Source organism: Pseudomonas sp. WS 5021, from assembly GCF_012985535.1.
GTDB lineage: Bacteria > Pseudomonadota > Gammaproteobacteria > Pseudomonadales > Pseudomonadaceae > Aquipseudomonas.
Map to the genome: position 1 here is coordinate 143,475 of NZ_JAAQWP010000001.1, position 17,136 is coordinate 160,610.

Consider the following 17,136-nt stretch of genomic DNA (forward strand, 5'->3'; position numbering starts at 1 on the left):
AACTCTTCAAGCATTTGCAAACGTTTGCTGTAGGAGATTTCGCGAATTACAGCTACACGTTTGCGACAGGGCCAACGTGGCCCTGCGCATCCGGTTATTTTTTTATGGGGTGATACTGACGCCCGAGAACACGTTGCGGCCGAAGGGGCTGACTTTGAATCCTTCGACCTTGGTGCTTAACGGCTGGTTGACCGTCGAGTGGGCGACAGGCGTGATCGGCACCTGCTGTTTGAGCAGTTGCTGCGCCTGTTTGTACAGAACAGTCCTTTGTTCACGGTCGGTGACGACCTTGGCTTGCTTGATCAGCTTGTCGTACGCCGGGTCACACCACATCGAGTAGTTGTTCCCGCCGATGGCGTCGCAGCTGTAGAGGGTGCCCAGCCAGTTGTCCGGGTCGCCGTTGTCGCCGGTCCAGCCGATCAGGCTGATATCGTGCTCGCCGTTCTTGATGCGCTTGATGTACTCGCCCCACTCATAGCTGACGATCTTGACCTTGAGGCCGATCTTGGCCCAGTCGCTTTGCAGCATCTCGGCCATCAGCTTGGCGTTGGGGTTGTACGGGCGCTGGACGGGCATGGCCCACAGGGTGATCTCGGTGCCTTCCTTGACGCCGGCAGCCTTGAGCAATTCCTTGGCTTTTTCCGGGTTGTAGGCGCTGTCCTTGATGGTGTCGTCATAGGACCACTGGGTTGGCGGCATACCGTTGACCGCCAGTTGCCCCGCGCCCTGGTACACGGCATTGAGAATGCTCTGCTTGTTCACCGCCATGTCCAGGGCCTGGCGCACTTCGAGCTGGTCGAAGGGCTTGTGTCGCACGTTGTAGGCGATGTAGCCGAGGTTGAAGCCGGGCTTGGTCAGCAGTTGCAGGTTCGGGTCGGCCTTGAGGGCGTCGACGTCGGCGGGGCGTGGATGCAGGGTGACCTGGCATTCGTTGGCCTTGAGCTTCTGCACGCGCACCGAGGCGTCGGTGTTGATGGCGAAAATCAGCTGGTCGAGCTTGACCTTGCTCGGGTCCCAGTAGTGTTTGTTGCCGGCGAAACGGATCTGCGAATCCTTCTGGTAACGCTGGAACACGAACGGCCCGGTGCCGATCGGCTTCTGGTTGATATCGCTGGGTTTGCCGGCCTTGAGCAGTTGCTCGGCATATTCGGCCGAGAGGATCGCGGCGAAGCTCATGGCGATGTTCTGGATAAACGCGGCGTCGACCGTGTTCAGGGTCATCACCACGGTGTGCGGGTCGGTTTTCTCGACCTTGGCGATGTTCTTGTTCAGGCTCATCCCGTTGAAGTACGGGAACTCGGTGGGGTAGGCCTTGCGAAACGGGTGGTCGGGGTCAAGCATGCGATTGAAGGTGAATAGCACGTCATCGGCGTTGAAATCCCGTGTTGGCTTGAATTCCTTGTTGCTGTGGAACTTCACCCCTTCGCGCAAGTGGAAGGTGTAGGTCAGGCCGTCTGGCGAAATATCCCACTTAGTAGCCAGCCCTGGTACGACGCCGGTTTCACCCTTTTCGAACTCAACCAGGCGGTTGTAGATCGGTTCGGCCGCATCGTTGTCGGTGGCGGTGGTGTATTGCGCGGTGTCGAACCCGGCCGGGCTGCCTTCGGAGCAGAACACCAGGCTTTTCTTCTCGGCAGCCTGGCCTATCGAGGCGACGGCCAACAGGCCGGTGCCAAATATCGCGGATAGAACGGTGGTATGGCGCATGACTGTCCCCCAATCCATGTTTATCGTTTTCGTCAGTGAACAGTCGCCACGCCTTACCTGGCTTGGCGAAAGCACTGCTCCCATCCACAGCAAATGCCGTATCGGAACTACGCGTTTGCCTACCTCGACGTTAGGGAACGAGGGCAGGGCAGTAAATGCGCAGAACCGGACAGACCGTGTAGGTATCGGACGGAACCTGCGCAGTTAGCTGCTGTAGGACGGCAGCCTCTGCGAAAGTAGTTCGATTCCTAGGATCTTGGCGGATGCAATAACGGCGACGTTATGAAACGTCGCCGTCAAAGATCACTACTTGCTGACGCTCACCCCGTAGAAGGAATTCAAGCCAAATGGGCTGATCTTGAAGTCCTGCACGTTGGAACGCATGGGTTGATACACCGTCGAGTGCGCGATAGGTGTCATGGGGACTGCATCTTTGAGGACGTGTTGCGCCTGTTTATACAGTTCGGTGCGCTTGGCGACGTCCGAGGTGGCCTTGGCTTCTTTTACGATGCCGTCGAATTTCTTGTCACACCATTTGGAGAAGTTGTTGCCGGACAGGGAGTCGCAGCCGAACAGCACGTTCAGCCAGTTGTCCGGGTCACCGTTATCACCGCTCCAGCCGATGATCATGGCCTGGTTCTCGCCGCCCTTGGAGCGCTTGATGTACTCACCCCACTCGTAGCTGACGATGTTGACCTTCAAGCCGATCTGCTTCCAGTCGTTTTGCAGCATCTCGGCCATCAGCTTGGCGTTGGGGTTGTACGGACGCTGGACGGGCATGGCCCACAAGGTGATCTCGGTGCCTTCCTTGACGCCGGCTTGCTTGAGCAGTTCCTTGGCCTTGGCCACGTCGTGCGGGACGTCCTTGATGGTCTCGTCATAGGACCACTGGGTCGGCGGCATGGCGTTGACCGCCAGTTGGCCTGCGCCCTGGTATACCGAGTCGATGATCTGCTGCTTGTTGACCGACATGTCCAGGGCTTGGCGCACGCGCAGGTCGGCCAATGGGTTGGCGGCAGTCTGGCCCTTGAGCACAGGCATGACGTTGTAGGCGATATAGCCCAGGTTGAAACCGGCCTGGTGCGGCAGTTTCAAAGTTTTGTCCTCGCCCAGTGCCTTGAGGTCGGCCGGACGTGGGAACAAGGTCACCTGGCATTCGTTCTTCTTGAGCTTCTGGATACGCACCGATGGGTCGGTGGTGATGGCGAAGATCAGGTTATCGATCTTCACGTCTTCAGGCTTCCAGTAGTCCTTGTTGCCGGTGTAGCGGATGTTGGAGTCTTTCTGGTAGCTCTTGAACACGAACGGACCAGTGCCGACCGGCTTCTGGTTGATGTCCTGGGGCTTGCCTTCCTTCAACAGTTGGGCGGCGTACTCAGCCGACTGTAGCGAGGCGAAGCTCATGGCCAGGTTTTGGATAAACGCGGCGTCCACGGTGCCAAGGGTGAACTTGACGGTGTGGCCGTCGATTTTCTCGATGTTCTTGATGTTGGTGTCCATCCCCATGTCCGTGAAGTACGGGAACTCGGTGGGGTAGGCCTTACGGAATGGATCGTCTTTATTGATCATCCGGTTGAAGGTGAAGAGGACGTCGTCGGCGTTGAATTCACGAGTTGGCTTGAAGTACGGCGTGGTGTGGAACTTGACCCCTTCGCGCAGGTGGAAGGTGTAGGTCAGGCCGTCTTCGGAAACGTCCCAACTGGTGGCCAGGCCAGGAATCACGGCGGTGCCGCCGCGTTCGAACTGGCTGAGCCGGTTGAACATGGTTTCGGCCGAAGCATCGAAGTCTGTTCCGGTGGTGTACTGGCCTGGGTCGAAACCCGCCGGGCTCCCTTCGGAGCAGAACACCAGATTAGTCGCCGCCTGGGCGAAAGGTGCAGCGGCCATTAAACCGGCGCTGACTAAAAACGGAATGACTGCGTGTTTAAGCATGTTGGCCTCATGATTTGTTGTCATTTTTGGAATTGAGGGCGACCTCGTGAGTCGGCCTGCGGATACTTATGCAGGCCCCATACCCATTGCAAGACGTTGAGAGGCTACAACCGCCAAAGAGTGGTACGAACGTACAGGAATGTCGCATTCATATAATTTTCGACACGAAACTGTATTTTCGAGGGCTTTTTTCGGTGCGTGGAGTGCACCGAATAAGCCCAACCGAGGTGTCTGGCGCACCCGGTTGGGGCATGGTTGTTACTTATTCAGACTTACGCCGTAGAACGGTGTCAGGCCAAACGGGCTGATCTTGAAGTCCTGGACTTCCTTGCGCAGCGGCTGGAAAACCGTCGAGTTCGCAATAGGCGTTATAGGTACTTGATCCTTAAGTATTTTTTGCGCCTGTTGATACCACTTGATGCGTTCGTCACGGTCACTGCTGAGCTTGGCCTTCTGCACCAGTTGGTCGTACTGCGGGTTACACCATTTTGCATAGTTGCTGCCCTTGACCGCGGCACAACTGTAGAGCACGCCCAGCCAGTTATCCGGGTCGCCGTTGTCGCCGGTCCAGCCGTAGATCATCACATCGTGCTCGCCGTTTTTTGCGCGCTTGATGTATTCGCCCCACTCATAGCTGACGATATTGGCAGTGATCCCGACTTTGGCCCAATCCTGCTGGATCATCTGCGCCGACATTCGCGCGTTGGGATTGGAGGCGCGCTGCACAGTCATCGCCCACAGATTGATGGTGGTACCTGGTGCAACCCCTGCTTCTTTTAGTAGCGCCCGGGCCTTGGCAGGGTCGTGCGGTGCGTCCTTGATGCTGGGGTCATAAGACCACTGGGCCGGCGGAAGTGCGTTCTGCGCCAATTGCCCGGCACTTTGGTACACCGCCTGGATAATCGCCTGCTTATCGATGGCCATGTCCAGGGCCTGGCGCACCTTGAGCTGGTCCAGCGGCGGATGGGTCACGTTGTAGGCCAGAAAGCCCAGGTTGAAGCCCGCCTGCTGCAGCACACGCAGGTTTGGATCCTGCTTCATCACCTCGATATCCGAGGGGCGCGGATAGCCGCTGACCTGGCATTCGCCGGCCTTGAGCTTTTGCAGGCGCGACGCGGCGTCCGGGGTGATCGCAAACACCAGGCTGTCGAGTTTCACATCCTCAGGCTTCCAATAGTCTTTATTGGCGACGTAGCGAATCTGCGAGTCCTTCTGGTAGCGCTTGAACACAAACGGCCCGGTGCCGATCGGTTTCTGGTTGATATCGGCGGCCTTGCCGTCTTTAAGCAACTGCGCCGCGTACTCGGCCGATTGCACGGACGCAAAGCTCATGGCCAGGTTCTGTACGAAAGCGGCATCGACGTTATTGAGGTTGAAGCGCACGCTGTGCTCGTCGAGCTTTTCCACGCTTTTGATCGTGGTGTTCAGGCCCATATCGGTGAAGTACGGCGACTCGGACGGGTAGGCCTGGCGGAATGGGTGGTTGGCGTCCAGCAGGCGCTGGAAAGTGAACAGCACATCGTCGGCATTGAAGTCGCGGGTCGGGGTGAAGTACTCGGTGCTGTGGAACTTGACCCCGTCGCGCAGGTGAAAGGTGTAGGCCAGGCCGTCCTTGGACACCTCCCAACGGGTCGCCAGGCCCGGCTCGACTTCGGTCCCGCCGCGCTTGAACTGGGTCAGGCGGTTGAACACGGTTTCGGCCGAGGCATCAAAATCGGTGCCGCTGGTGTACTGGCTTGGATCGAACCCGGCGGGGCTGGCTTCGGAGCAGTAGACCAGGGTGCTTGCCGCCTGGGCCGTGGGCATGCACGCCAGCAGGCTGGCAGCGAGAAGGAGCGGCTTGAAGACAGTTCTATCCATGGTGACCCCTGAGATGGCAGGTAAACAACGGCCAAAAAAAACGGCGGTCACCGAGGTTACCGCCGTTGTGGGTCATCAGGTAAGGCTTATGGCATCTGTACTTCAATCACGCCATCGGCGCTCATGCTGACCTGGCTGGTGCCGGCTTCGACTTCAGGTGTCGGCGCCGAATCCATTGCCGCCGCCTTCATCATCATGCCGCCATTTCGCGCGTACGGCATTGGGTAGCCGTTGGTGTTGAAGTTCAGGTTAACGATCTTGTAGCCCTTGCCGCCGAGTGCATCGGTAGCCAGTTGGGCGCGGGCCTTGAACGCGGCGACCGCATCCTTAAGCAGGGCATCTTCGCTGGCCTTGCGGGTTGGGTCGGCAATGGCGAAGTCCATATTGTCCATTTTCAGGGTGTTGAGCAGCTCGCCGGTGAGCTTGGACAGCGCCGGGAAGTCCGCGCTTTCCAGGCGCAGTTCGGCGCGCTCGCGCCAGCCGGTGATCTTCTGGTTCTTGTTGTCGTAGATCGGATAGCTGTTGCGGCTGCCCTGGCGCAGGGTCACGCCTTTTACTTCGCGAGCCTCGCCCAACGCCTTGTTCATGATGGTCGTGACTTCGGCGGCGAGCTTGGCCGGGTCGGTGTTTTGCGACTCGGTGTAGAGGGTGACGATCATCTTGTCACGGGCCACTTCCTGGCTGACTTCGGCCCGCAGGGAAATCTGGTTGTAGTGCAGTTGATCGGCGGCCAGCGCAGGCAGGCTGGCGACGCTGCCAACGCTGAGGGCAATAAGGGCGGCACTGCGAGTGAAACGTGACATGGAAGCTCCTTGAGGGTGATCGTGTTCGGTAAGACTGTAGACGGGCGATTGGGGTTCGGCGGGTTACAAATTCTCTACATCTGGGTACGATGCCGACGAACGGTAAAATCCGCCTTGACCCTTCATATAAGCCATGACCTGCGTCAAAGGGCCACACACGCGCTGCCTGTACTGTCGCTTCGTTTATACTTGCTGCGATCCGCCTGGAGCGCTCATCAGGAGAGCTCATGCTCGCCCCCGTAAAACTGACTTCCGCCACTCGCCAGAACCTCTGGCGCCTGACGTTTATCCGCACCCTGGTGCTGGCCGCACAGGCCGGTTCCGTCGGGCTCGCCTATTGGTTTGAACTGCTGCCGCTGCCTTGGCTGCAACTGTGGGTGACCCTGGCCTTTTCCACGGTGCTGTGTGTGTTCACGGCCATCCGGCTGCGCACCACCTGGCCAGTGACCGAGCTTGAGTACGCCCTGCAACTGGCCTGCGACCTGTTTATCCACAGTGTGTTGCTGTATTTCTCCGGCGGTTCCACCAACCCCTTCGTTTCCTATTACCTGGTACCGCTGACCATCGCCGCCGTGACCTTGCCGTGGCGCTATTCGGTGATTCTGTCGGGGATTGCCCTGGCGCTGTACACCTTGTTGCTGGCGCAGTTCTATCCCCTGGAAACCTTCCCGATCGCCCGGGAAAACCTGCAGATCTACGGCATGTGGCTGAGCTTCGCGCTGTCGGCGGCGGTGATCACGTTTTTTGCCGCGCGCATGGCCGAAGAACTGCGGCGCCAGGAAGAACTGCGCGCTATCCGCCGTGAAGAAGGCCTGCGCGACCAGCAACTGCTGGCAGTGGCGACCCAGGCCGCCGGCGCGGCCCATGAACTGGGCACGCCGCTGGCAACCATGAGCGTGCTGATCAAGGAAATGCGCCAGGACCATCACGACCCGGCCTTGCAGGACGACCTCAGCGTGCTGCAGGAACAGGTCAAGCAGTGCAAGCAAACCCTGCAGCAACTGGTGCGCGCCGCTGAAGCCAACCGGCGCCTGGCGGTGGATATGCAAGACGTCACCCAGTGGCTGGACGAAGCCCTGAACCGCTGGCACTTGATGCGGCCCGAAGCCAGTTACCGTTTCCACCTGCTGGGGCAGGGCGCAGTGCCGCGCATGGCGCCACCACCGGATTTGACCCAGGCGTTGTTGAACCTGTTGAACAATGCAGCCGATGCCTGCCCGGAAGGGCTGGAAGTGCAGCTGGACTGGGATTGGGAAAACCTCACCATCAGCATTCGCGACCACGGTGCCGGTGTGCCGTTGGCCATTGCCGAGCAGATCGGCAAGCCATTCTTTACCACCAAGGGCAAAGGCTTCGGCCTGGGCCTGTTCTTGAGCAAGGCCAGCGTGACCCGTGCTGGCGGCTCGGTGAAACTTTACCCCCATGAGGAAGGCGGCACGCTCACCGAGCTGCGCCTGCCCCGTGCTGCACGAGGAGACATCGATGAGTGACGAGATCCAAGTCGAAGGCGAAGAACTGCCGCACCTGTTGCTGGTAGATGACGATGCCACCTTTACCCGCGTGATGGCGCGAGCCATGAGCCGTCGCGGGTTTCGCGTCAGCACCGCAGGTTCCGCCGAAGAAGGCCTGACCATCGCCCAGGCCGACCTGCCGGACTACGCGGCACTGGACCTGAAAATGGACGGGGACTCGGGCCTGGTGCTGTTGCCCAAGTTGCTGGAGCTGGACCCGGAAATGCGCGTGCTGATCCTCACCGGGTACTCGAGCATTGCCACTGCGGTCGAGGCGATCAAGCGCGGCGCCTGCAACTACCTGTGCAAGCCGGCGGACGCCGATGATGTGCTGGCCGCCTTGCTCTCCGAGCATGCCGACCTCGACACCCTCGTGCCGGAGAACCCGATGTCGGTGGACCGCCTGCAGTGGGAGCACATCCAGCGCGTGCTGACCGAGCATGAAGGCAACATTTCGGCCACTGCCCGCGCCTTGGGCATGCACCGCCGGACCTTGCAGCGCAAGTTGCAGAAGCGTCCGGTACGGCGCTGAACTACGGTGAGTGGGCTTGTGTGGGAGCGGGCTTGCTCGCGAAGGCGGAATGTCAGTCAAGTCTTTAATAACTGACACTGCGCCTTCGCGAGCAAGCCCGCTCCCACATGGGATCTCCATTGTTCTGCCGATCCAGTTCCAACAAAAAGCCCGGCTGATCATCGATCAGCCGGGCTTTTTGTGTGGTTTGAAAACGCCTTACTTTTTCAAGCCGTAATGCTCATCCAGCATGCCGGGGGCGTTCGGCGTTTTTGGCGCGTAGTCCCGCGGCGGTTCCTGGTTTTCCCGCGGCGGGGTCAGGCGTTCCCGTGGGGTTTGCGTGGCATCGGAATGCAGCGCGGCCAGCAGGCGCTGACGGGTGATGTCGTCCAGGGCCAGGCGGTTGGCGCCATCGGCGAGGTGATCCTGTACTTCCTGGTAGCTTTGGGTGAGCTTCTTGACCAGGGTCGCGGTGCTGTTGAAGTGGGTAACAACCTCGTTCTGATAACTGTCAAAACGTTCCTGAATGTCATCCAGCTGACGCTGCGTGCGGTTAGGCGCGGCATTCGGCAGCAGGCGAGCAACCAGGAATCCAATGGCGACACCGGCAACCAGGGCAAGAGTCGGCAACAACCAAACTAAGAGCGAGTGTTCCACGAGTCCTTCCTCTATAAACGGCTTTGCTTTACGTTAACGGCTCGGACCTGCGCTGTATACCGCGATTAAGCTCGCAATGATGCCATGCACAGACTTTTAGCTAGACGAGTCGACCCCTTGAGAGGTCACGGAGTTCATTCCTTGCTCATGCGTGAAACCCCCGTTTTGATCGATGGCCCGCTAGGCCAATTGGAAGCCTTGTACCTGGATCACCCCGAGCCGCGTGGCCTGGCGCTGATCTGCCACCCCAACCCGGTGCAGGGTGGGACCATGCTCAATAAAGTCGTATCGACCCTGCAACGCACCGCCCGCGACGCCGGTTTGATTACTTTGCGTTTCAATTACCGTGGCGTAGGTGCCAGTGCCGGTACCCACGACATGAGCACCGGTGAAGTGGACGATGCCGAAGCTGCCGTCAGTTGGCTGCGTGAAAAACACCCGGACCTGCCCATCACCTTGCTGGGTTTCTCGTTCGGTGGATTTGTGGCCGCAAGCCTGGGCGGGCGCCTGGAAGCCAAGGGCGAAAAACTCGCGCACCTGTTCATGGTCGCTCCGGCCGTCATGCGTTTGCGTGATGAGGACCAGCTTCCACAGGGCTGCCCGCTGACCGTGATCCAGCCGCAAACCGACGAAGTGGTCGACCCGCAACTGGTCTACGACTGGTCCGCGGCCCTCAAACGCCCCCATGAGCTGCTGAAAGTGGCAGAATGCGGGCACTTTTTTCATGGCAAGCTCACCGATCTCAAGGATCTGGTGCTGCCGCGCCTTTCGAATTGATAGCAGTCTGATAAGCGATTACCCATGACGACTCGTACCCGTATCCTCACCGGCATCACCACCACCGGCACCCCGCACCTGGGCAACTACGCCGGTGCCATCCGCCCGGCGATCCTCGCCAGCCAGGATGCCAATGCCGATTCGTTCTACTTCCTGGCCGACTACCATGCCCTGATCAAGTGTGATGACCCGCAGCGCATCCAGCGCTCGCGCATGGAAATCGCCGCGACCTGGCTGGCTGGTGGCCTGGATGTGAACCGGGTGACTTTCTATCGCCAGTCCGACATCCCGGAAATTCCCGAGCTGACCTGGCTGCTCACCTGCGTCGCGGCCAAGGGCCTGCTCAACCGCGCCCACGCCTACAAGGCCTCGGTGGACAAGAACCTGGAAAACGGCGAAGACCCGGACGCCGGGATCAGCATGGGCCTGTACAGCTATCCGGTACTGATGGCGGCGGACATCCTGATGTTCAACGCGCACAAGGTGCCGGTCGGCCGCGACCAGATCCAGCACGTGGAAATGGCCCGTGATATCGGCCAGCGTTTCAACCACCTGTTTGGCAAGGGCAGGGAGTTTTTCACCATGCCCGAGGCGTTGATCGAAGAAAGCGTCGCCACCTTGCCGGGCCTGGATGGGCGCAAGATGTCGAAAAGCTATGACAACACCATCCCGTTGTTCACCAGCGCCAAGGACATGAAGGACGCGATCTCGCGGATCGTCACCGACTCCCGTGCGCCGGGTGAAGCCAAGGATCCGGACAACTCGCACCTGTTCACTCTGTACCAGGCGTTCGCCACGCCTGAACAGGAGCAGCAACTGCGCAGCGAACTGCTCGATGGCCTGGGTTGGGGTGAGGCGAAGAGCCGCCTGTTCCAACTGCTGGACGGCCAGTTGGGCGAAGCCCGCGAGCGTTACCATCAATTGATGGCGCGTCCTTCGGACATGGAAGACTTGCTGCTGATCGGCGCCACGAAGGCCCGCGCCGTTGCCGGTCCATTCCTGCAAGAACTGCGTGAGGCGGTGGGCCTGCGCTCGTTCGTCAACCAGGCCCCCGAGGCTGCCAGCACCAAGAAGAAGGCCGTCAAGGCTGCGCGTTTTGTCAGCTTTCGTGAAGACGACGGCAGTTTCCGTTTCCGCCTGCTGGCGGCTGACGGCGAACAACTGTTGTTGTCGCGCAACTTCGCCGATGGCAAGGCGGCGGGCGCTGTCACCAAGCAGTTGCAGTCCGGCCAGGCGCTGGATGTGCGCAGCGAGGCCCTGGGCTTTACGGTGTGGCTCGACGGCGCGTGTATCGCCGACAGCCCGGCCTTTGCCGATAGCGCTGCGCGGGATGCCGCCATCGAAGCTGTGCGCGTGGCGTTGACCCCAATCGAGGACTGACCCGACCAAGGGTTGATTGCCATTATCCGGGGCCGTCGTTACAGTGACGGCCCGTTTTTGTTGCCTTGCTAACGAAATTATGACGCCCCTAGAACGATATCAAGCTGATCTGAAGCGCCCCGACTTCTTCCATGATGCTGCCCAGGAAACGGCGGTGCGCCACTTGCAGCGCCTGTACGAAGACCTGGTCGCCTCTTCCCAGAGCAAGCCGGGGATGCTCAGCAAGTTGTTTGGCAAGAAAGACCAGACGCCGGTCAAGGGCTTGTACTTCTGGGGCGGCGTGGGTCGCGGCAAGACTTACCTGGTCGACACCTTCTTTGAAGCGCTGCCGTTCAAGGAAAAGTCACGCACTCACTTCCACCGCTTCATGAAGCGCGTGCACGAAGAGATGAAGACCCTGCACGGCGAGAAGAACCCGCTGACTATCATCGCCAAGCGCTTTTCCCAAGAGGCGCGGGTGATTTGTTTCGATGAGTTCTTTGTGTCCGATATCACCGATGCGATGATTCTCGGCACCCTGATGGAGGAGTTGTTCAAGAACGGCGTGACCCTGGTCGCCACCTCGAACATCGTGCCGGACGGCCTGTACAAGGACGGCCTGCAGCGCGCGCGCTTCCTGCCGGCCATCGCCCTGATCAAGCAGCACACCGATATCGTCAACGTCGACAGCGGCGTCGACTACCGCCTGCGTCACCTTGAGCAAGCCGAGCTGTTCCACTTCCCCCTGGACGACGCGGCCCACGAAAGCCTGCGCAAGAGCTTCCGCGCGCTGACCCCGGAATGCACCCAGGCGGTGGAAAACGATAAGTTGATGATCGAAAATCGCCAGATCATTGCCCTGCGTACTTGCGATGACGTGGCCTGGTTCGACTTCCGCGAACTGTGCGACGGCCCGCGCAGCCAGAACGACTACATCGAACTGGGCAAGATCTTCCACGCCGTGATCTTGAGTGGCGTCGAGCAAATGAGCGTCACCACCGACGACATCGCCCGGCGCTTTATCAACATGGTCGATGAATTCTATGACCGGAACGTCAAGCTGATCATCTCGGCTGAAGTCGAACTCAAGGACCTCTACACCGGTGGGCGCTTGAACTTCGAGTTCCAACGGACCTTGAGCCGCTTGCTGGAGATGCAGTCCCACGAATTCCTGGCGCGGGCGCACAAGCCCTGACAAAAAGGCCTGCAGCGATGCAGGCCTTTTTGTATGCGCTGCGGGCAGCAATGAAGATCAATTGTGGGAGCTGGCTTGCCTGCGATAGCGGTGTATCAGCCAGCTCATCAGTGACTGACTTGCCGCCATCGCAGGCAAGCCAGCTCCCACAGTCGATTGCATGTGGCCTTACTCAGGCGGCCTGCTGGAATTGCTGGCGATACTGGTTCGGCGACAACTCCGTGTGCTGCCTGAACAGCCGCGCAAAGAAGCTCGCATCGTCATACCCCACCTCATAGCTGATGGTCTTGATGCTCTTGCGGCTGCCCGACAGCAAGCCCTTGGCCGTCTCGATCCGCAGCCGTTGCAGGTAATGCAACGGCTTGTCGCCGGTAGCCGTCTGGAACCTTCGCATAAAGTTGCGGATGCTCATGCCGTGTTCGCGGGCCACGTCTTCAAAGCGGAATTTGTCGGCGAAGTGCTCCTCAAGCCAATGCTGGATCTGCAGGATGATTACGTCCTGGTGCAGCTTCTGCCCGCCAAAACCGATGCGCCCCGGCGCGTAGTTGCGCTGCACTTCGTAGAGAATGTCGCGGGCCACGGCCTGGGCGATGTTGGCGCCGCAGAAACGCTCGATCAGATAGATATACAGATCGCAGGCCGACGTGGTGCCGCCGGCGCAGTACAGGTTGTCGGCGTCGGTCAGATGCTTGTCCTGATTGAGCTGGACCTTGGGGAAGCGTTCGCTGAAGGCGTTGAAGAAGCGCCAGTAGGTGGTCGCCTCCTTGCCATCGAGCAGGCCGGCTTCGGCGAGCCAGAACACCCCGGTGGCCTCACCGCATAGCACCGCCCCCCGGGCATGCTGCTCGCGCAGCCATGGCAGGATCTGCGGGTAACGTCTGCTCAGGGCGTCGAAGTCGTCCCAGAACGCCGGCAGCACAATGATGTCGGCGTTTTCCAGGCCACCGTCCACCGGCATGATCACATCGCTGAAGCTGCATACCGATTGCCCGTCGGGGCTTACCAGGCGGGTTTCAAAGGCCGGCGTGAGGCCCAGGCCCTGTTGTTTGCCGTAACGCAGGCTGGCGAGGTGGAAGAAATCCTTGGCTTGCATGAGGGTAGAAGCAAACACCCGATCAATGGCCAAAATGCTGACGCGCCGCAAGGGCGTGGAGACGAGGATAGACATAATTTCGATTATTCTTATAGGGGAAAGTGGTCAACTAACGGCTGGATCGTCTTATTTTTTGTCGCATGTGTCCAGTGTCCCGTGACGTCCGTGCAGCTTAGGCTCTGTGATCTTGTTTTTGTCTGACAATCGACGCAGGTGACTCATGATTCCCAGAACCTTGTTCAGCTCCGAGCACGAACTCTTCCGCCAGAGCGTGCGCACCTTCCTCGAAAAAGACGCGGTGCCGTTCCATGCGCAATGGGAGAAGCAGGGCCATATTGATCGCGCCCTGTGGAGCAAGGCGGGGGAGGCGGGGATGCTCTGCTCCCACCTGCCGGAAGAATACGGAGGCCTGGGCGCGGACTTTCTCTACAGCACCGTGGTGATCGAAGAGATCGGCCGTCTGGGCCTGACCGGGATTGGCTTCTCCCTGCACTCGGACATTGTTGCGCCGTACATCCTGCATTACGGCAGTGAGGCGCTGAAGCACAAGTACCTGCCCAAGCTCGTTTCCGGGGAGATGGTCACGGCCATTGCCATGACCGAGCCGGGCGCCGGGTCGGACCTGCAAGGGGTCAAGACCACAGCCGTGCTGGATGGCGATGAGTATGTGATCAACGGCTCCAAGACTTTTATTACCAATGGTTTCCTGGCGGACCTGGTGATCGTGGTCGCCAAGACCGACCCCAAGGCCGGCGCCAAGGGCACCAGCCTGTTTCTGGTGGAGGCCGATACGCCGGGCTTTGACAAGGGCAAGCGTCTGGAGAAGGTGGGGATGAAGGCCCAGGACACCTCCGAGCTGTTCTTCCAGGACGTGCGGGTGCCCAAGGAGAACCTGCTGGGCCAGGCGGGGATGGGTTTTGCCTACCTGATGCAGGAACTGCCCCAGGAGCGCCTGACCGTGGCGATTGGCGCCCTGGCCTCGGCCGAAGCGGCGTTGCAATGGACCCTGGACTACACCCGCGAGCGCAAGGCGTTTGGCAAGGTGATTGCTGACTTCCAGAACACCCGCTTCAAGCTGGCGGAGATTGCCACCGAGGTGCAGATCGGCCGGGTATTCGTCGACAAGTGCCTGGAACAGCATCTGCAAGGCAAGCTGGATGTGCCGACGGCGGCGATGGCCAAATACTGGACCACTGACTTGCAATGCAAGGTGCTCGACGAGTGCGTGCAGTTACACGGCGGCTACGGTTACATGTGGGAATACCCGATTGCCCGGGCCTGGGCGGATGCGCGGGTGCAGCGTATTTATGCGGGGACCAATGAAATCATGAAGGAGATCATTGCGCGGGCGCTTTGAATCGTTGGTGCTGCTATCGCCGGCAAGCCGGCTCCTACAGGGGAATGGGTTCCAAATGTAGGAGCCGGCTTGCCGGCGATGGCGTTCTAGAGATCAATCAAGGCGCAGGATTGGGATGATCCTTCTGAATCGCCTCGATCCCCTCCAGCACCTCTTTCGACAGCTTCAGGTCAGCACTGGCGATGTTGCTGTCCAACTGCGCAAGCGTCGTCGCCCCAATGATATTGCTGGTCACAAACGGCTGTTGCGTCACAAACGCCAGGGCCATCTGCGCCGGGTCCAGGCCGTGCTCGCGGGCCAGGGCCACATAGCGGCTGCACGCAGCTTCCGATTGCGGGTTGAAGTAGCGGCTGAAGCGGCTGTACAGGCTCAAGCGGCCCTTGGCCGGCCGTGCGCCGCCTTCGTACTTGCCGCTGAGCATGCCGAACGCCAACGGCGAGTACGCCAGCAAGCCACATTGTTCACGGATGGCAATCTCCGCCAGGCCCACCTCAAAGCTGCGGTTGAGCAGGTTGTAGGGGTTCTGGATCGACACCGCGCGGGTCCAGCCACGGGCCTCGGCCAGGGCCAGGAACTTCATGGTGCCCCACGGCGTTTCATTGGACAGGCCGATATGGCGGATCTTGCCGGCCTTGACCTGCTCGTCGAGGGCTTCGAGGGTTTCTTCAAGTGGCGTCAGGTTGGGTTCTTCCTGGTGCTTGTAGCTCAGTTGGCCGAAGAAGTTGGTGCTGCGTTCCGGCCAGTGCAACTGGTACAGGTCGATCCAGTCGGTCTGCAGGCGCTTGAGGCTGGCGTCCAGGGCGTCGACGATGTGTTTGCGGTTGTGCTTGAGCTTGCCGTCGCGGATGTAGTCGATGGTGTTGCCGGGCCCGGCGATCTTGCTGGCGAGGATCCAGTCGGCGCGGTCGCCACGGCTCTTGAAGTAATTGCCGATGTAGCGCTCGGTGGTGGCGTAGGTGTCGGCCTTGGGCGGCACCGGGTACATTTCTGCGGTATCGAGGAAGTTGATCCCTGCGCCTTTGGCCCGCTCAATCTGGGCGAAGGCCTCTGCCTCGGTGTTCTGCTCGCCCCAGGTCATGGTCCCGAGACAGATCGCGCTTACGTTCAGATCGGTCCGGCCCAGCTTTCGATAATCCATCGGGTACTCCTTTGGGGAAAACAATCATAAAAGCAGGTTGAATTTTTTTTCGCAATCTGCATAATTGCCCACCTCTTTCTGCAGTGGAAGTGATGCGCCGCCTGCCGAAGAATCTTGCCGTTGAACGGACGCGCTGACCCGAGCCCCCGATAGCGTCTGTATCCGGCTGCCTTTGACTTGTCAAAGTACGCACTATTCAGTAAGATCCGCCGTCTAATTTACAGGGCGGCCCCTGAGGCTATTAAAGAATGACAACTTTTACTGCAAAACCGGAAACAGTTCAGCGCGACTGGTTTGTCGTCGACGCCGCTGGTCAGACCCTGGGTCGTCTGGCCACTGAAGTCGCCAGCCGTCTGCGTGGCAAGCACAAGCCTGAGTACACCCCTCACGTCGATACCGGTGACTACATCGTGATCATCAACGCTGAGCAGGTTCGTGTAACCGGCAACAAAGCAAGCGACAAAATGTACTACCGTCACTCCGGTTTCCCAGGCGGTATCAAGTCTTCGAACTTCGAAGGCCTGATTGCCAAGAAGCCTGAAGCCCCGATCGAGATCGCGGTTAAAGGTATGCTGCCGAAGGGCCCACTGGGTCGCGACATGTATCGCAAGCTGAAAGTCTATGCGGGCGCTGCTCACCCTCATGCTGCTCAGCAGCCCCAAGAACTGAAGTTTTAACGGAATAGTTCATTATGTCGGCGACTCAAAATTACGGCACTGGCCGTCGCAAAACCGCAACCGCACGCGTTTTCCTGCGTCCGGGCACTGGTAACATCTCGATCAACAACCGCACTCTGGACAACTTCTTCGGCCGCGAAACTGCCCGCATGGTAGTTCGTCAGCCGCTGGAACTGACCGAGACCGTTGAAAAGTTCGACATCTACGTCACCGTTATCGGTGGCGGTGTAAGTGGTCAAGCTGGCGCAATCCGCCACGGTATCACTCGCGCTCTGATGCAGTACGACGAAACCCTGCGCGGCGCTCTGCGCAAAGCTGGCTTCGTGACTCGCGATGCCCGTGAAGTTGAACGTAAGAAAGTCGGTCTGCGTAAAGCGCGTAAGCGTCCGCAGTACTCGAAGCGTTAATTCGCTTTACGTTCCACAAAAACGCCCAGCCTCCTCACGGAGCTGGGCGTTTTTTATTGCCCGCGTTTTATGCGGGTTTTTTCTGTGTGACAACTTGCCACATCCGTAGACCCCCTATACTACAAGGCCTGGAAGCTAGGCTGCGGGTAATT

The 17,136-nt window shown here is 59.5% G+C and carries 15 protein-coding genes; 8 read left to right on the plus strand and 7 right to left on the minus strand.

Annotation, left to right across the window (positions count from 1 at the left end):
* Nucleotides 1–102: 102 nt before the first annotated feature.
* The 4 genes from HBO19_RS00680 to HBO19_RS00695 form a co-directional block, all read right to left on the minus strand.
* Entirely contained in the window at nucleotides 103–1,707 is a 1,605-nt protein-coding gene (locus tag HBO19_RS00680) for an ABC transporter substrate-binding protein (protein ID WP_169950958.1), read from the minus strand.
* A 306-nt stretch (nucleotides 1,708–2,013) separates the two neighbouring features.
* On the minus strand, nucleotides 2,014–3,639 hold the full coding sequence (locus tag HBO19_RS00685) for an ABC transporter substrate-binding protein (RefSeq protein WP_170056722.1): 1,626 nt from the start codon (nucleotides 3,637–3,639) through the stop codon (nucleotides 2,014–2,016).
* A 258-nt stretch (nucleotides 3,640–3,897) separates the two neighbouring features.
* On the minus strand, nucleotides 3,898–5,499 hold the full coding sequence (locus HBO19_RS00690; RefSeq protein WP_170056723.1) for an ABC transporter substrate-binding protein: 1,602 nt from the start codon (nucleotides 5,497–5,499) through the stop codon (nucleotides 3,898–3,900).
* A gap of 86 nt (nucleotides 5,500–5,585) precedes the next feature.
* A complete protein-coding gene (locus tag HBO19_RS00695) occupies nucleotides 5,586–6,302 on the minus strand; it encodes an SIMPL domain-containing protein (protein ID WP_099167563.1) in 717 nt (238 codons plus the stop codon).
* 227 nt (nucleotides 6,303–6,529) lie between these two features.
* On the opposite strand from HBO19_RS00695, the gene HBO19_RS00700 reads away from it, so the two are divergent.
* Both HBO19_RS00700 and HBO19_RS00705 read left to right on the plus strand, forming a co-directional pair.
* Nucleotides 6,530–7,792: an ATP-binding protein gene (locus tag HBO19_RS00700; protein WP_169950955.1), complete on the plus strand. Its 1,263-nt coding sequence runs from the start codon at nucleotides 6,530–6,532 to the stop codon at nucleotides 7,790–7,792.
* Nucleotides 7,785–8,345 (plus strand): response regulator transcription factor, encoded by a 561-nt coding sequence (locus HBO19_RS00705; protein WP_029291924.1) that lies wholly within the window; start codon nucleotides 7,785–7,787, stop codon nucleotides 8,343–8,345. The genes HBO19_RS00700 and HBO19_RS00705 overlap by 8 nt, the downstream gene beginning before the upstream one ends.
* Before the next feature lie 198 nt (nucleotides 8,346–8,543).
* On the opposite strand, the gene HBO19_RS00710 is transcribed toward HBO19_RS00705, so the two are convergent.
* The gene (locus tag HBO19_RS00710; protein ID WP_169950954.1) at nucleotides 8,544–8,981 is read right to left on the minus strand and encodes a DUF1043 family protein; all 438 of its coding nucleotides are present in this window, start codon (nucleotides 8,979–8,981) and stop codon (nucleotides 8,544–8,546) included.
* Between the two features lie 147 nt (nucleotides 8,982–9,128).
* On the opposite strand from HBO19_RS00710, the gene HBO19_RS00715 reads away from it, so the two are divergent.
* The 3 genes from HBO19_RS00715 to zapE all read left to right on the plus strand — a co-directional run bounded on the left by HBO19_RS00715 (nucleotide 9,129) and on the right by zapE (nucleotide 12,312).
* Complete coding sequence (locus HBO19_RS00715) at nucleotides 9,129–9,758, plus strand: alpha/beta fold hydrolase (RefSeq protein WP_170056724.1); 630 nt, start codon at nucleotides 9,129–9,131, stop codon at nucleotides 9,756–9,758.
* A gap of 24 nt (nucleotides 9,759–9,782) precedes the next feature.
* Nucleotides 9,783–11,138, plus strand: coding sequence for a tryptophan--tRNA ligase (locus tag HBO19_RS00720; RefSeq protein WP_169950950.1), 1,356 nt, complete (start codon nucleotides 9,783–9,785; stop codon nucleotides 11,136–11,138).
* A 79-nt stretch (nucleotides 11,139–11,217) separates the two neighbouring features.
* Nucleotides 11,218–12,312: a cell division protein ZapE gene (gene zapE / locus HBO19_RS00725; protein WP_115129004.1), complete on the plus strand. Its 1,095-nt coding sequence runs from the start codon at nucleotides 11,218–11,220 to the stop codon at nucleotides 12,310–12,312.
* Between the two features lie 172 nt (nucleotides 12,313–12,484).
* Here the strand turns inward: zapE and HBO19_RS00730 are convergent, their stop codons facing one another.
* Entirely contained in the window at nucleotides 12,485–13,405 is a 921-nt protein-coding gene (locus HBO19_RS00730) for a GlxA family transcriptional regulator (protein ID WP_169951391.1), read from the minus strand.
* 220 nt (nucleotides 13,406–13,625) lie between these two features.
* On the opposite strand from HBO19_RS00730, the gene HBO19_RS00735 reads away from it, so the two are divergent.
* Nucleotides 13,626–14,762 (plus strand): acyl-CoA dehydrogenase family protein, encoded by a 1,137-nt coding sequence (locus HBO19_RS00735; RefSeq protein WP_170056725.1) that lies wholly within the window; start codon nucleotides 13,626–13,628, stop codon nucleotides 14,760–14,762.
* A 97-nt stretch (nucleotides 14,763–14,859) separates the two neighbouring features.
* Here the strand turns inward: HBO19_RS00735 and HBO19_RS00740 are convergent, their stop codons facing one another.
* Nucleotides 14,860–15,900 (minus strand): NADP(H)-dependent aldo-keto reductase, encoded by a 1,041-nt coding sequence (locus tag HBO19_RS00740; protein WP_170056726.1) that lies wholly within the window; start codon nucleotides 15,898–15,900, stop codon nucleotides 14,860–14,862.
* A 248-nt stretch (nucleotides 15,901–16,148) separates the two neighbouring features.
* Between HBO19_RS00740 and rplM the strand changes: the two genes are divergently transcribed.
* Nucleotides 16,149–16,577 carry a 50S ribosomal protein L13 gene (gene rplM / locus HBO19_RS00745; protein ID WP_029291908.1) on the plus strand — a complete coding sequence of 143 codons (429 nt, stop codon included), beginning with the start codon at nucleotides 16,149–16,151 and terminating at the stop codon, nucleotides 16,575–16,577.
* 14 nt (nucleotides 16,578–16,591) lie between these two features.
* Nucleotides 16,592–16,984 (plus strand): 30S ribosomal protein S9, encoded by a 393-nt coding sequence (rpsI, locus tag HBO19_RS00750; RefSeq protein ID WP_003171743.1) that lies wholly within the window; start codon nucleotides 16,592–16,594, stop codon nucleotides 16,982–16,984.
* Nucleotides 16,985–17,136 lie beyond the last annotated feature (152 nt).

Bases quoted from the DNA above. Each gene is read 5' to 3' on its own strand.
- HBO19_RS00700 (WP_169950955.1), top strand. From the start codon at position 6,530: ATGCTCGCCCCCGTAAAACTGACTTCCGCCACTCGCCAGAACCTCTGG.
- HBO19_RS00695 (WP_099167563.1), bottom strand. From the start codon at position 6,302: ATGTCACGTTTCACTCGCAGTGCCGCCCTTATTGCCCTCAGCGTTGGC.
- HBO19_RS00690 (WP_170056723.1), bottom strand. From the start codon at position 5,499: ATGGATAGAACTGTCTTCAAGCCGCTCCTTCTCGCTGCCAGCCTGCTG.
- HBO19_RS00685 (WP_170056722.1), bottom strand. From the start codon at position 3,639: ATGCTTAAACACGCAGTCATTCCGTTTTTAGTCAGCGCCGGTTTAATG.
- rpsI (WP_003171743.1), top strand. From the start codon at position 16,592: ATGTCGGCGACTCAAAATTACGGCACTGGCCGTCGCAAAACCGCAACC.
- HBO19_RS00720 (WP_169950950.1), top strand. From the start codon at position 9,783: ATGACGACTCGTACCCGTATCCTCACCGGCATCACCACCACCGGCACC.
- HBO19_RS00735 (WP_170056725.1), top strand. From the start codon at position 13,626: ATGATTCCCAGAACCTTGTTCAGCTCCGAGCACGAACTCTTCCGCCAG.
- HBO19_RS00730 (WP_169951391.1), bottom strand. From the start codon at position 13,405: ATGCAAGCCAAGGATTTCTTCCACCTCGCCAGCCTGCGTTACGGCAAA.
- HBO19_RS00715 (WP_170056724.1), top strand. From the start codon at position 9,129: ATGCGTGAAACCCCCGTTTTGATCGATGGCCCGCTAGGCCAATTGGAA.
- HBO19_RS00680 (WP_169950958.1), bottom strand. From the start codon at position 1,707: ATGCGCCATACCACCGTTCTATCCGCGATATTTGGCACCGGCCTGTTG.
- HBO19_RS00740 (WP_170056726.1), bottom strand. From the start codon at position 15,900: ATGGATTATCGAAAGCTGGGCCGGACCGATCTGAACGTAAGCGCGATC.
- HBO19_RS00705 (WP_029291924.1), top strand. From the start codon at position 7,785: ATGAGTGACGAGATCCAAGTCGAAGGCGAAGAACTGCCGCACCTGTTG.
- zapE (WP_115129004.1), top strand. From the start codon at position 11,218: ATGACGCCCCTAGAACGATATCAAGCTGATCTGAAGCGCCCCGACTTC.
- rplM (WP_029291908.1), top strand. From the start codon at position 16,149: ATGACAACTTTTACTGCAAAACCGGAAACAGTTCAGCGCGACTGGTTT.